Below are 13,423 nucleotides of genomic sequence, written 5' to 3'. Positions count from 1 at the left end.
AGTTAAAGTGTAAGTGCGATGGCGGGTGGCCACGATCTGCAAGGTGCCCCCATGCTAAAATTTATGATCTTATGCAGGGGCCGAAACTGGCATCGTCCGGATCGGCCCGACGACAGTGAAAGAATCCGTGTTAAACGTTACTGAAACAGCTACTGAACAAGCTTCCGGTCAGGCTTCTGCGCCGGCGCCGATTAAACTGGCGCCGCTAAAACTGATCATCGCATCGCGCGAGAGCCGCCTGGCCATGTGGCAGGCGCAGCACGTACGCGACCGGCTCGCGGCATTATATCCAGAATGTAGCGTCGAAATTCTCGGAATGACAACACGCGGCGACCAGATCCTCGACCGTACCCTGTCCAAGGTCGGCGGCAAGGGCCTGTTCGTGAAGGAGCTCGAAGTCGCCATGGCCGAGGGCCGCGCCGACCTGGCGGTGCACTCGCTCAAGGACGTGCCGATGGAACTGCCGGAGGGCTTCGAGCTGGCCGCCGTGCTGGAACGCGAAGATCCGCGCGACGCGTTTGTCTCGAACGACTACGCCGGCCTGGACGAGCTGCCTGCGGGCGCCGTGGTCGGCACCAGCAGCCTGCGCCGCCAGGCCCTGATCGCGGCGCGCTATCCGCACCTGGTGATTCAGCCGCTGCGCGGCAATCTCGATACGCGCCTGGGCAAGCTCGATCGCGGCGACTACGCGGCCATCATTCTGGCCGCCGCCGGCCTGAAACGCCTGGGCCTGGAGAGCCGCATCCGCGCCGTACTGGAACCGGAACTGAGCCTGCCGGCGGCCGGCCAGGGCGCGATGGCGATCGAGATCCTGAGCGGCACGCGCAGCGACGGCGTCGACATGCGCGCCGTGCTGGCGCCGCTGAACCACGTCGACACCGCCAGCGCCGTCATGGCCGAGCGCAAGGTGTCGCGCATCTTCGGCGGCAGCTGTCAGATCCCGCTGGCGGCCTTCGCCACCGTGCAGGATGGCCAGATGCGCCTGCGCGCGATGGTTGCTACGCCGGACGGCCTGCGCAGCGCGCATGCCGAAGTCTCGGGTCCGGCGGTGCAGCCGGAATACCTGGGCGAACAGGTGTCCGAGCTGCTGGCGCAGCAGGACGCCAATGCGATTCTGGCGGCCTGCCGCCAGGAAGCCGCCAAGGATGCCTGAGCTGCGGCCGGCATCGATGCATGAAGGAGCGCCCGCCGATGTGAGCGGGCCGCCGGTCGTCATCACGCGTCCGCGCCAGCAGGCCGACGCGCTGGCGCAGGCGGTGACGGCGCTCGGGCGCGAGACAGTGGTGCTGCCGCTGCTGCAGATCGCGCCGGTCGACGATCCGGCGCCATTGCGCGCGGCGTTAGTGGCGCTGGAGACACCGGGAGACGCGGCGGCGCTGGTCGCTTTCGTGTCGCCGAATGCGATCGATGCGGCGTTCGGCCAGATTGAAGACTGGCCGGCGAGTGTGCCGCTCGCGATCGTGGGTGAGGGCAGCCGCGCGGCACTGGCGCGCCATGGCGTGGCCAGCCCGCAGTACACCATCTTCAGCCCGGCCGACAGCGCGCACAGCGATTCGGAACATCTGCTGGCCAGTCTCGATCTGGCGTCATTGGCCGGACGCCGCGTGCTGATCGTGCGCGGCGACGGCGGACGCGAACTGCTGGCCGACGCGCTGCGCGCGGCCGGGGCAAGAGTCGAAGCCATAGCCGCCTACCGGCGTAGCGTGCCGCTACTGGACGAGGCGTTGCGCGCACGGTTGCGCGTCTTGCTGGCGCGGCAAAACGACTGGATAATCACGAGCTCGGAAGCCCTGCGCGGCCTGGCGGGGCTGGCCGGCCAGCTGGATGCGGCCGGCGCGACGATGGCCGCAACGGACGCGCTGCGCGCGCAGCGCCTGATCGTGCCGCACGCGCGCATTGCCGCCACCGCGCGCGCGTTGGGATTCACCCGGGTGACCGAGACCGGATCGGGCGATGCACGCCTATTAGCAGCGTTACAATCACAATAATGAACGAATTGCCGAACAATCCAGACCAACCGCAGTTGCCGGGCGCCGGGGCGCCGAGTCTCCACAAGCCGGAAGGTGCCGTCGTGCCGCCTGGCGCCAATGGTGCGTCGGGTGCCGCGGGTGCCTCCAGCGCTCCGGGTGCCTCAGGTACTCCAGGTGCTTCCAGTGCGTCGTCGGCTGCGGGCGCGTCCTCGGCTGGCGCTGGCGGCGGCCTGCCTCCCGCTGGCTTGCCGCCGGCGGTGTCGGCGCCGCGCATGGGCGGGCCGGGCCGGGCCGGCCTGGTCGACCGTTTGACCAAGCCGCTGCCGCTGGCCGTGATTGCGCTGGCCGTGCTGCTGGCGGTGCAGACCATCTCCTCGCACAACCGCATCAATTCGCTGCGCCAGGACATGGCGCGCTCGCTCCAGAAGGGCAATGCGGTGAACGCCGAGACGGCGGCGCTGGCGCGCGACGTGGCGGACCAGTCGAAGGAATTGCAGATCAAGGTCGGGGTGCTGGAAAGCCGCCAGAGCGAGGCGCAAAGCCAGCAACTGGCGCTCGAGCAGCTGTACAAGGACCTGTCGCAGAACCGCGACGAGTGGGCGCTGTCGGAAATCGAACAGGTGCTGTCCACCGCCAGCCAGCAGCTGCAACTGGCCGGCAACGTGCAGGGCGCGCTGATCGCGCTGCAGAACGCCGACCGCGCGGTGTCGCGCGCGGACACGCCGCAGTTCCTGTCGATCCGGCGCGCGATCGCGTCCGACATCGAAAAACTGAAAGGCATGCCGGCGGTGGACCTGGCCGGCGTGGCGCTGCGCCTGGATAACGTGATCGGCCAGGTCGATACGCTGCCGATGCTGGCCGACGAGACGCCGCTGCTGCCGGTGGCGCCGGTGCGCAGCACGCGCAAGGCGGCCGATGCCACCGCCGCATCGACCAAGGCCGCGGCCGAACCGCCACTCGGCGTCGGCCAGCGCATGCTGCAGACCTGGCGCCAGTGGAGCCAGGAGATGTGGGACGATGTGCGCCAGCTGATCCGGGTGCGCAGCGTCGAGCATCCCGAAGCGCTGATGCTGTCGCCGCAGGAAGCCTTCTTCGTGCGCGAGAACCTGAAACTGCGCCTGCTGAACGCGCGCCTGGCGCTGTTGTCGCGCAACGAGGCGACCTTCCGCGACGACATCGCCACTGCACAGACCACGCTGAACAAGTATTTCGATACGCGCGCCCGCGTCACCCAGTCGGCCCAGGCCGCGCTGCGCCAGGTGCAGGCCAACAACCTGACGATCGAGATGCCGACCCTGGCGGACAGCCTGAACGCCGTGCGCAACTACAAAGCGAAGCAATAAGTCATGTACAAAGCAAAGCGATAAAACATGCGTTTACTCCTCTGGCTAGTCGCGCTGATGGCCACCGCCATCGGCATTGCCGTGACCGCGCGCTTCAATCCGGGCAATGTGGTGCTGTCGTATCCGCCGTACCGGATCGACATGTCGCTCAACCTGTTCATCGTGCTGCTGGTGGCGCTGTTCGCCGTCGTGTACGGCCTGGTGCGCGCGTTCTACGCCACCGCGCGCATGCCGCAGCGGGTCGCCGCCTATCGTCAGCGCAAGCGCGAGCGTGAAGGGAATAAAGGCTTGCGCGACGCGCTGAAGGGCTTGTTCGAAGGCCGCTTCGGGCATGCCGAGAAAGCCGCGATGCGCGCTGCCGAACTGCCCGAGAACGCGGGCCTGGCATCCCTGATCGGCGCGCGCGCCGCGCACCGCATGCGCGAGCCGGCGCGGCGGGACGCCTGGCTGGCCGGCGTCGCCCACGATGCCTCGCTCAAGACCGCGCGCCTGATGACGGTGACCGAACTGCTGGTCGACGACCACCAGCACGACGCCGCGCTGCAGGCGGTCGACGAACTGTTCGCCAGCGGCCAGCGCCACATCCACGCGCTGCAATGGGCGATGAAGGCCAACCAGCAGGCACGCAACTGGCCCGAGGTGCTGCGTCTGGTGCGCATCCTCGACAAGCGCAAGGCGCTGCATCCGGCCCTGGCCAAGCGCCTGCGCGAGCTGGCCTACCAGTCGCTGTTGGGCGAGGGCGGCCACGATGCCGAATCTGTTCGTCGCACCTGGGCCGGCGTGCCGGCGGCCGATCGCACGGTGCCGTATATCGCGGCGCGCGCGGCCGAAGCCTTCAACGCGCGCGGCTTGCATGACGAGGCGCGCGCGATTGCCGAAGAGTCGCTCAAGGCCGAGTGGGACGAGCGCGTGGTGCGCGCCTACCGCGACGCCGCCGGGCCGTACGGATCGCCGACCTTGCTGGCGCAAATCGAAAGCTGCGAGCAGTGGCGCAAGTCGCGTCCGGCGGACGCGGAGCTGGCGCTGACGCTGGGGGCGCTGTGCCTGAAGCAGAAACTGTGGGGCAAGGCGCAGCGTTATCTGGAGCAAGCGCTGTCGGATGCGCTTGATGCGACGATGGTGCGCGAAGCGCATCTGAAGCTGGCGCAGATGCACGAGGCGCTGGGGCAGGAGCAGGAGGCGGCGAAGCATTATCGGCAGTGTGCGCTGGTCAGTATTTTGTGATGGTGGGGCGCGGAACAGTCGGCTCATCGTAGGGTTGGCGGCTCCGCCGCCGACGCGGTGATCGTTTGCCACAAGATCATCCGGCGCGATATCGGAGCCGCTAACAATCGACGCGTCGGCGGCAGAGCCGCCAACCCTTGTATCTTGTTCTCATTGGTGGTTAGCTACCACCAATAGAGGTGAAGGCCAGCTTGTGCCAACCCTTAAGGCTCGACCTTGTAGCGTAGATCAAGCCCTTCACCTCGTTCCCCACACCATACCAAACACTGGACGGTAGCCAAGGGCCTGGACCCTGTATGCACAAGGAGAGTGGGTGTGATGATCGAGAACACAAGGAGAGTCTATGTTTTACCTGGGCGTTGACGTTGCCAAAGCCAAGCTTGATTGCATGTTGCTCGACACATCGAGCGGCAAAGTGAAGTCGAAAGCGATTCCGAATACACGTGCTGGCCATGCTCAGCTGCTGGAATGGCTGGACAAGCAGAAGGCGGCCAAGCCACATGTGGTGATGGAGCCGACTGGGGTATATCACGAAGGCGCTGCATTGGCCCTGGCCGATGCTGGCCTGATCGTCTCACTGGTCAACCCAGCGCAGTTACGTGCTTTTGCACAGGGTATGGGTGTCAAAACCAAGACCGACAAACAAGACAGCATGGTACTGGCTCGCTTCGGCGAGACGCAAAAGCCAGCTCCATGGCAACCACCGTCGGCATCAGCTCGCAGGTTAAAAGCATTACTGGCTAGGCGCGATGCCATGGCAGATGATTTGCAGCGCGAACAAAACCGCCAGGAGGCGACCGATTTCGCCAACGCGCCGGAGGAAGTAAGAGCCTCGATTGCACAGTCCATTGCCTTTATCGAGGCAGAACTGGAACGACTGGAAAAGATGATCGCTGAACATATCGACGACGATCCAGATCTACGCAACAACAAGGAGCTGCTCGAATCGATCCCCGGCGTTGGCCCCCGGGTTTCTGCCCATATGACAGCGCTATTTGCAGAGCGAACGTTTGAGCGTGCCGAGCAGCTTGCAGCTTACCTCGGCCTGGTGCCTGTGCAATGGGAATCAGGTTCTTCGGTGCGTAGCCGCCCCCGTATGTCGAAAACTGGACCAGCACATTTGCGTAAAGTGCTGTACTTGCCCGCAGTTACCGCCAAGCGCTGGAACCCTCACATCAAAGCCCTCAGCGAGCGCTTGTTGGCAAAAGGGAAATCGAAGATGGCTGTCATCGGGGCTGCCATGCGCAAACTCGCCCATCTATGCTTTGGCGTCGTCAACTCCGGCAAGCCCTACGATCCAAAATTTGCGATGTAAGGCTTGACGGGCAAGACGGTATCTACGCTAGTGGCGGGTCGAGGGTTTGAGCGGGTGCGATTGGACGTGTGGACAGGAGATATGCAACGCTACTCGACCGGCCGTGCTCCAATCGACCGTTGACACCCCCGCCAACCGCCGCCACACCATTGCCCACGGGCTCCCCGCACAGGCCATGTCGGTTTCGCTATAATGTCGGTCTATTATTGACTCTTGAGCAACCAAGGACCATCCATGAGCCTGAATAACGTCCCAGCCGGCAAAGACGTGCCGAACGACTTCAACGTCATCATCGAAATCCCGATGAACGCCGACCCGGTCAAGTACGAGGTCGACAAGGACAGCGGCGCGATCTTCGTCGACCGCTTCATGGGTACCGCCATGCACTATCCGTGCAACTACGGCTACGTGCCGCAGACCATCGCCGACGACGGCGATCCGTGCGACGTGCTGGTCATCACCCCGTTCCCGCTGCCGCCGGGCGTGGTGGTGCGCTGCCGCGCGCTGGGCGTGCTGAAGATGACCGATGACGGCGGCGGCGACGCCAAAGTGATCGCGGTGCCGGTCGAAAAAGTCCTGCCGATGTACAAGAAGATCCAGTCGCTGGACGACCTGGAAGAGCTGCGCGTCAAGCAGATCCAGCACTTCTTCGAACACTACAAGGATCTGGAACCAGGCAAGTGGGTCAAGATCGAAGGCTGGGCTGGCATTGATGAAGCCAAGGCCGAACTGGTCAACGGCGTGGAAGCGTTCAAGAAGCAAGGCCAGGCGTAAGCCAGACGCGAGCTTGATGCAGTTTGGGGCTGACCTGGCCCGAGACCTGCATCACACCGCAGCCGATGAAGCCGGCGCCCGCGAGGGCGGCCGGCTTTCGTCTTTTCAGGCCGTAGCGATTGCAGGGCCAGCCACTCACAGCTCAACTGGACGCAATTCGCCGCAGCTTGCCGCAGCTTGCCGCGGCTTATCCTCTACCAGCCGATGTCACGCAGCAGCGGATAAGTCAGGTCGCGCGGCGGCGTCACCACGTGCGGCAGGTCGTCGTTGATCGACGGCTCCATCAGCTGGTTCGGCCGCGCCTCGGTGGTGTAGTGCGACACCGAGGAGCCGGGCGAATTGACGCTCGGCGTGTACATCAGGATGCGCCGCTGGGCATCGGCGCCGGCCAGGCGGGTAGCGTCGCTGGCGAGCTGGGCCACCACGCCGGAGCGGGTACGCGAGCGCTGCTGCAGGGAAGCCTTCAGCGTCTGGCCATCGGCCAGCGTGATGCGCACCGACGGAATCGTGATTGCCGGGTCGATGCCCGGCAACCCGGCCACTTCGCCCGGCATGACGTCTGCCAGCACCATGCCGATCGCGCCGGCGGCCTGGACATTGCGCGCCTTGACCACGAAGTCGCAGCTGCCGCGATCGACCAGGGCGATGTTGCCGCGCACCGCGCGCGTGTTGGTGGCATCCAGCGGCGTGCACGCAAGGCCATTGCCGTTGCCCTGGTCGACCACTGGCATCAGCTGGCCGCGCAGCGGCGTGCTGGAGACCGGGGCGCCGAAGGTGGCGTCGCCCACCGCATAATTGCCGCCTGCGCCGCCCGCGTTGGGGCCGCTGATGGTCAGGACCGAGGCCGGTCCCAGGGCCGCGGGCACGGCAGCGGTGACGTTGGCGCCGTTCCACGACAGGCCGCGCCAGGCGATGGCCGAAGCCACCCGTTCGGCATCGGTCATCTGCACCCACAGGCGTTCGGTGCGGTTGTCGATCAGGTAGTGGTCCCAGACCGACGGGATGTCGAGGATCTGGGCACCGGTCTCGTCATCGGTGAAGGTCTGGAAGCCCAGGCCGTGCGCCATCTCGTGCAGCAGCACGGTGACCAGGTCGATTCCGTCGCCGGCGTTGTTGTCGAAGCCGAGGTAGAAGGTCAGGCCGGGCACGCAGTCTGGGAACAGGCCGAGCCGCGAATTGAAGCGCGCGATGATGTGCGGCACCGTTGGCGCGCTGATGTCGAGGCCGAGCAGCTTGCTGGCCAGCGCCGCCGGATACCAGGTATTGGCGCGCGGTGCGTTGGGGAAGTCGCTCCAGATCTCGTTGGCACCGGCCGAACCGAGCACGGCGCCGGTGGTGTCGCAGGCCAGCGGCACGAATGACGCCCCGATGCGGATCGGCACGTCGCTGGTCAGGGTCGCGCCCCAGATGTCGGCCGCGCGCTGGAACGCGTTCAGACGCTGTTGGCCGAGCGTGGTGCCGGGGTTGCCGCCCACCGGCGCGGCCGGCGTCGGGTCGTTGAAGCCGACGCCGGCCGCGTTCTGGTTGACGATCACGATGGTGGCGGCGCGCGCGGCACCGACGTTGATGAATGTCGCCAGGGCCAGCAGCACGATGGCGGCCGCGCGGGCACAGGCGCCGACGTTGGCGCGGGCGGCGATCCGGGACAGGCTTGGGCTACCGGCGTCAGCGAGATTAGCGATGATCATGACGAGCCTCCTGGTCGGCGCCTGGTGCGGGTTGGGCGAGGACGCGCCCGGCGGCTTCGGCGCCGTGCACGCATTGCTGGTCGAGCTTGCCGTCCGGGCCGCGCTTGACCACGGAGTACACGAGGCCGCGTTCGCCGAGCTGCACGTGGCGCCGGCCATCGGCTCCGGTGATCATCGTGGGCTGTGCCGGCGCCGCCAGGGCTGCCGGACCCTTGCGCTGCAGCGCACGCATCTCGTCCGGAGTCGGGGCGCGCAGGCGGCCGGTTTCGGCGTCGCGCACCACGGTCAGGCCTTGGGCGCCGCTCGTTGTGGACGAACTGGCGCCCGCGCCTGGGGCGGTGTTTTGGGGTTGCGACGAAGCGGGGGGGTGGGCCGCGCTTTGGGATGAACCGTGCGCCGGACTTTGCGCCGGGCTCTGTGGAGCGGACTGAACCGTAGGTGACGCCGGTGCCTGGCCGGCCGCGCCGGCAGCCGGGCACAGCACCATCAGCGGCAGGAGGATTAATGGGGCAATGATTCGCATGGTGTTCTCCCGAAGCCTTATTGACCGAGACGGCGCCGCGCCAGGCCGAACACGCCGAGCGCGCCGGCCAGCATCAGCCAGGCGGCCGGTTCCGGCACCGCAGTCACGACGCGCACGGTGTCCAGCCCGATGTAGCTGAGTGTGTCGGCGTCGCCCAGGTAGCGGAAAGCGAAACGTCCTGGTCCTTCGACCGCGAGATTGGCGTTCCATTGCGTCCACTCGGATGGGAATGCGCTGTCGCCGCCGATCGCTTCGAGCAAGGTGCCGAACGAGGCGGCGTCCGTTCCACTGCCGGCGCCGTAGCGCACCTCGAGCAGGTTGGCAAAGCCGTCCTCGGCTTCGCGGTTGGTGAAGAACGACAGGGTGGTGACGCCGCTCAGGTTGAGGGTGGGCGTGATCAGCCAGTTGTCGACGTCGCCCGCGCCATTCGCGGCGCCGAGGAAGTTGGCGGCAGCGTAGGAATTGGCAGGCCCGGACTGGGCGGCAAAGATACCGGCATTGCCCTGGAACCAGCCGGTGCCGGGCGGGTCACTGCGGTTGATGCGGGCCCAGTCGGTCAAGGCTGCGAGATTGGTGAATCCTTCGTCGAGCACGGTGACGCTGGCATGGGCCGGCGCGGTAGCAGTTGCGGCGGCGACGACTACCGCTGCGGCAGCTGCCGAACTACGGAATGCGAGTCGTTTCATGAAGATGTCTCTCTGTGATAGCCAGAAGGATGGGAGTCCTCGCGCTGGCAGACGACGAGGCCATTGCCATCTCCAGAATAAGAACGACAAGCGAAGCGGTATTGATGTGTATTGGACGGCCCGGGCCGTTGATCCGGGTTGGCTCAAGGCCAATCGGGGAACTCGACGGCAAGTCTTGCTTTGCCGCACAGCTCGCCAAAAGAAAACGGCCTCCGAAGAGGCCGCAATGCGCACAGTTCGCCGGCCTAGGACCGGCGTGCCAGCCAGGCGCGCAGGCGCAGCTTGCCGACGATCCCGATCGGGAAGAAATAGATCGACAGGATGAACAGCACGCCCAGCCACAGCATCCAGCGGTCAGGGTGCAGGGCCGCGGCCAGCATCGGCACGCCGGCCATCGCTTCCGACCCATGCGCCATCAGTTCCTTCAGGTAGTTCTGGGCCAGGATGAACAGGGTGGCGCCAACCACCGCGCCGTACATCGTGCCCATGCCGCCGATGACGACGATCAGCAGGATGTCGGTCATCACCTCGAAGCCGAGCGAGGTCTTGGGGCCGACGTAGCGCAGCCACAGCGCCATCAGGGCGCCGGCCAGGCAGGCCACCAGCGCCGCCAGGCAATTCGCCCAGATGCGGTATACCATCGTGCGGTAGCCGAGCGCCTCGGCGCGGAACTCGTTTTCCCGGATCGCCTGCAGCACCCGGCCAAAGGGCGAATTCACCAGCCGCAGCAGGAACAGGAACAGCAGCAGGCAGCCGACGAACACCAGGTAATAGGTCAGCACCTTGCCGTCGACATAGCGGCCGAACACCTCGTTCTCGAACAGCAGGTAGCTGGGCGACAGCAGCTCGGGCACGCTGAAGGTGACGCCGTCCTCGCCGCCGGTGAAGTCGGACAATTGCGAGGCAAGCACCGCGAACGACGACGCCACGGCGAGCGTGATCATGGCGTAGAAGATGGCGCGCACCCGCAGGGCGAACAGGCCGACGACCAATGCCAGCACCAGCGCCAGCAGCAACGCGATCGCGAGCCCGGCCAGGGCGACGCTCCAGCTCGGCTCATCGACGCGCGCCAGCGCCAGGCCGATGCCGTAGGCGCCGATGCCATAGAACATGGTGTGTGCGAACGAGACGATGCCGGTATAGCCCAGCAGCAGGTCGTAGGAGGCGACCAGCACGATGTAGACGCAGATGGTGGCGGCGGTGTTGAGCGGACGCGCGCCCTGGAACAGGAACGGCGCCAGCGCCAGCCCGGCCAGGATCAGCAATAGCGTGCCGGTAAGCACACGGCTGCGCGGCAGGTCGCCGGAAAGGAGTCGGTGCAGCATGCTCACCTCCGCGCCAGCGAGTACAGGCCGGCCGGGCGCCACAGCAGGATCGCGATCATCAGGATGATGTTCGAGACCAGCGCGATCTTGGGCGCCAGGAAGCCGGCGTAGTTGGCCACCAGTGCCATCAGCAACGCACCGATGAAGCAGCCGCCGACCGAGCCGAGCCCGCCGATGATGACCACGATGAAGATCATCACCATCAGCTCGCCGCCCATTGCCGCGTTCAGGGTTTCCTTGTACAGGCCCCACATCACGCCGCCCAGGCCGGCCAGTGCCGAGCCGGCGGCGAACACGGCCACGAACAGGCGCCGGATGCGGTAACCGAGCGCTTCGACCATCTCGCCGTTCTCGACCCCGGCGCGGATCAACAGGCCGATCCTGGTGCGATTCAGCACCAGGAACATGACGGCGAACACCGCCAGGCCGACCACCACCGCCACCAGCCGGTATTTCTCGATCGCCGCATCCTGGAAAAGGATTGCGCCGCGCAGCGCGGTCGGCAGCGGCAGCGGGATGGTCTCGGCGCCCCAGATCACGTGGATCAGTTGCTCGGCGACGATCATGCCGCCCATCGTGATCAGGATTTGCTTCAGGTGCTGGCCATAGACCGGCATGATGATGACGCGCTCGAAGGCCCAGCCCAGGAGACCGGTGACCAGCATCGCCAGCAGCACCGCCAGGCCAAGCACGGCCAGGTTGAGCAGCAGCGAGTCGGCCTCGAGCCAGCCGCGCATCGGCAGCAGCACCATGGTGGCGGCGAAGGCGCCGACCGAGACAAAGGCACCATGGCCGAAGTTCAGCACGCTCATCAGGCCGAACACCAGTGTCAGGCCGCTGGCCATGATGAAGATCATCATGCCCATCGCCAGCCCGGCGACAGTCAGCGTGACCCAGGTGGGAAAGCTGCCGACCAGCGGCAGCATGGCCAGCATCAGGGCCGGCGCCAGGAGCAGCGGCGCGATGTCGCGCCTGGCTGCCGGCAGTGCCGCCTCGGTCTGGGGGAGGGGAAGGGTTGCACTCATGGACAGATCCTATTGGTGAGTATCGAGCGCCAGCCCGAGCAGGCGCTGCTGCAGCCCATCGTCATGGGCCAGCTGCGCCATCGCGCCGGTGTGGACCACGCGGCCGTCGTCCATCACGCTCACGCTGTCGCCCAGCGAGCGGACGAAGTTGAAATTCTGTTCGACCAGCAGGATCGTCGTCTCGCGCTCCTTGAGTTCGCGAAAGGCGGCGATCAGGCTGCGCACGATGCTCGGCGCCAGGCCCTTGGTCGGCTCATCCACCAAGAGCAGCTTGCGCGGTTCGACGATGGCGCGCGCGATCGCCACCATCTGCTTCTGGCCGCCCGACAGGTTGCCGGCCGGGTAGTTCCAGAACTTGCCCAGGGCCGGGAAGAAGCCGCAGATCCAGTCCACGCGGGATGGATCGAGGGCGCCATTGCGCGCCGCCAGCACCAGGTTTTCACGCACGGTCAGTTCCGAGAACACCGCCATGTTCTCGGGCACGTAGGCGATGCCGGCGCGCGCGATGTCGGGCGTGGCCAGCCTGGTGATGTCGCGGCCGTCGAAGCGGATCGTGCCTTCGCCGGCTTTCCACAAGCCCATGATGGTGCGCAGGGTGGTGGTCTTGCCGGCACCGTTGCGGCCCAGCAGCACCGACAGGCCGCCGCGCGGCACCGCCAGGTCGACGCCCTGCAGGATGTGGTACTGGCCGATGCGGGTGTGCACGCCGGACAGCTGCAGCAGCGGCTCCGCCGCGCCGGGATCAGGCGTGAGCATGTTCGGATTCGGGTGTTCCAAGATAGGCTTCCTGTACGATCTTCGATTGCATCACCGCGCCCGGCTCGCCGTCCGCCACCAGGGCGCCGTTGTGCAGCACCACGATGCGGTCGGCCAGCTGGCGCACCACGTCCATCTTGTGCTCGACCAGCAGCACGGTCTTGCCGCTGTCGCGCTTGACCTCGCGGATCAGTTCGAGCACGGTCGGCACTTCGTCCACACTCATGCCGGCGGTCGGCTCGTCGAACATCATCACGCCCGTTTCCAGCGCCAGCAGGATCGCCACCTCGAGCTTGCGCTGGTCGCCGTGCGACAGCGCGCCGACGAACATGTCGCGCCGCGCGCTCAAGGCCACCCGTTCCAGGTAGTGCTCGGCGCGTGCGATCAGCTCCTTGTGACTGGACCAGACCGAGAAGAAGTGCAGGCCCAGGCCGGCACGGCTCTGCACCGCCAGGCGCACGTTCTCTATCACGGTCAGGTGCGGGAACAGATTGGTCAGCTGGAAGGCGCGGCCGATGCCGAGCCGGGTGCGGCGCGCGGCGCCGTCGCGCGTGATGTCGCGCCCGTGCAGGTGCACGCTGCCGCTGCTGGCGGCGAGCTGGCCCGAGACCAGGTTGAAGTAGGTGGTCTTGCCGGCGCCGTTGGGGCCGACGATCACGGTCAGGGTGCCGGGATGGAAATCGGCGCTGACCGCGTTGACCGCGACGTGGCCGCCGAAGCGGATGGTCAGGTCGCGCGTCGACAGCGACGGCGCGCTTGCAGTCGCAGGAGCGTTTGCCAGGATCGACGCCATG

At 66.4% G+C, this 13,423-nt stretch carries 13 protein-coding genes; 6 read left to right on the top strand and 7 right to left on the bottom strand.

Annotation, left to right across the window (positions count from 1 at the left end; translation table 11 throughout):
- The first annotated feature begins 190 nt into the window (after window positions 1-190).
- From hemC to ppa, 6 genes are all read left to right on the top strand, one after another.
- Window positions 191-1,153 (top strand): hydroxymethylbilane synthase, encoded by a 963-nt coding sequence (gene hemC, locus RTQ83_RS00625; RefSeq protein ID WP_312510864.1) that lies wholly within the window; start codon window positions 191-193, stop codon window positions 1,151-1,153.
- 16 nt (window positions 1,154-1,169) lie between these two features.
- Complete coding sequence (locus RTQ83_RS00620; protein ID WP_312510863.1) at window positions 1,170-1,988, top strand: uroporphyrinogen-III synthase; 819 nt, start codon at window positions 1,170-1,172, stop codon at window positions 1,986-1,988.
- The gene (locus RTQ83_RS00615; protein ID WP_409456065.1) at window positions 1,988-3,313 is read left to right on the top strand and encodes a uroporphyrinogen-III C-methyltransferase; all 1,326 of its coding nucleotides are present in this window, start codon (window positions 1,988-1,990) and stop codon (window positions 3,311-3,313) included. Before RTQ83_RS00620 ends, RTQ83_RS00615 begins: the two co-directional genes overlap by 1 nt.
- Before the next feature lie 27 nt (window positions 3,314-3,340).
- Entirely contained in the window at window positions 3,341-4,537 is a 1,197-nt protein-coding gene (locus RTQ83_RS00610; RefSeq protein WP_312510579.1) for a heme biosynthesis protein HemY, read from the top strand.
- Window positions 4,538-4,880: 343 nt separating this feature from the next.
- Window positions 4,881-5,852, top strand: coding sequence for an IS110 family transposase (locus RTQ83_RS00605; RefSeq protein WP_312510578.1), 972 nt, complete (start codon window positions 4,881-4,883; stop codon window positions 5,850-5,852).
- Between the two features lie 234 nt (window positions 5,853-6,086).
- The gene (gene ppa / locus RTQ83_RS00600) at window positions 6,087-6,626 is read left to right on the top strand and encodes an inorganic diphosphatase (protein ID WP_312510577.1); all 540 of its coding nucleotides are present in this window, start codon (window positions 6,087-6,089) and stop codon (window positions 6,624-6,626) included.
- A 194-nt stretch (window positions 6,627-6,820) separates the two neighbouring features.
- Here the strand turns inward: ppa and RTQ83_RS00595 are convergent, their stop codons facing one another.
- The 7 genes from RTQ83_RS00595 to RTQ83_RS00565 all read right to left on the bottom strand — a co-directional run bounded on the left by RTQ83_RS00595 (window position 6,821) and on the right by RTQ83_RS00565 (window position 13,422).
- Window positions 6,821-8,314, bottom strand: coding sequence for a PA domain-containing protein (locus RTQ83_RS00595; protein WP_312510575.1), 1,494 nt, complete (start codon window positions 8,312-8,314; stop codon window positions 6,821-6,823).
- The gene (locus RTQ83_RS00590; RefSeq protein ID WP_312510574.1) at window positions 8,301-8,837 is read right to left on the bottom strand and encodes a post-PEP-CTERM-1 domain-containing protein; all 537 of its coding nucleotides are present in this window, start codon (window positions 8,835-8,837) and stop codon (window positions 8,301-8,303) included. Before RTQ83_RS00590 ends, RTQ83_RS00595 begins: the two co-directional genes overlap by 14 nt.
- A 17-nt stretch (window positions 8,838-8,854) precedes the next feature.
- A complete protein-coding gene (locus RTQ83_RS00585; RefSeq protein WP_312510573.1) occupies window positions 8,855-9,523 on the bottom strand; it encodes a choice-of-anchor J family PEP-CTERM protein in 669 nt (222 codons plus the stop codon).
- Window positions 9,524-9,768: 245 nt separating this feature from the next.
- Window positions 9,769-10,848 (bottom strand): branched-chain amino acid ABC transporter permease, encoded by a 1,080-nt coding sequence (locus RTQ83_RS00580; RefSeq protein ID WP_312510572.1) that lies wholly within the window; start codon window positions 10,846-10,848, stop codon window positions 9,769-9,771.
- A gap of 2 nt (window positions 10,849-10,850) precedes the next feature.
- Window positions 10,851-11,873, bottom strand: coding sequence for a branched-chain amino acid ABC transporter permease (locus RTQ83_RS00575; protein ID WP_312510571.1), 1,023 nt, complete (start codon window positions 11,871-11,873; stop codon window positions 10,851-10,853).
- Between the two features lie 9 nt (window positions 11,874-11,882).
- Entirely contained in the window at window positions 11,883-12,629 is a 747-nt protein-coding gene (locus RTQ83_RS00570; RefSeq protein WP_312510862.1) for an ABC transporter ATP-binding protein, read from the bottom strand.
- Entirely contained in the window at window positions 12,616-13,422 is an 807-nt protein-coding gene (locus tag RTQ83_RS00565) for an ABC transporter ATP-binding protein (RefSeq protein ID WP_312510570.1), read from the bottom strand. The genes RTQ83_RS00570 and RTQ83_RS00565 overlap by 14 nt, the downstream gene beginning before the upstream one ends.
- Window position 13,423: the final 1 nt, after the last annotated feature.

This window comes from Massilia sp. (assembly GCF_031995545.1).
Classification (GTDB): domain Bacteria; phylum Pseudomonadota; class Gammaproteobacteria; order Burkholderiales; family Burkholderiaceae_D; genus Telluria.
The sequence above is the reverse complement of the archived record's forward strand: the minus strand, read 5'-3'. Positions and strand labels throughout refer to the sequence as shown.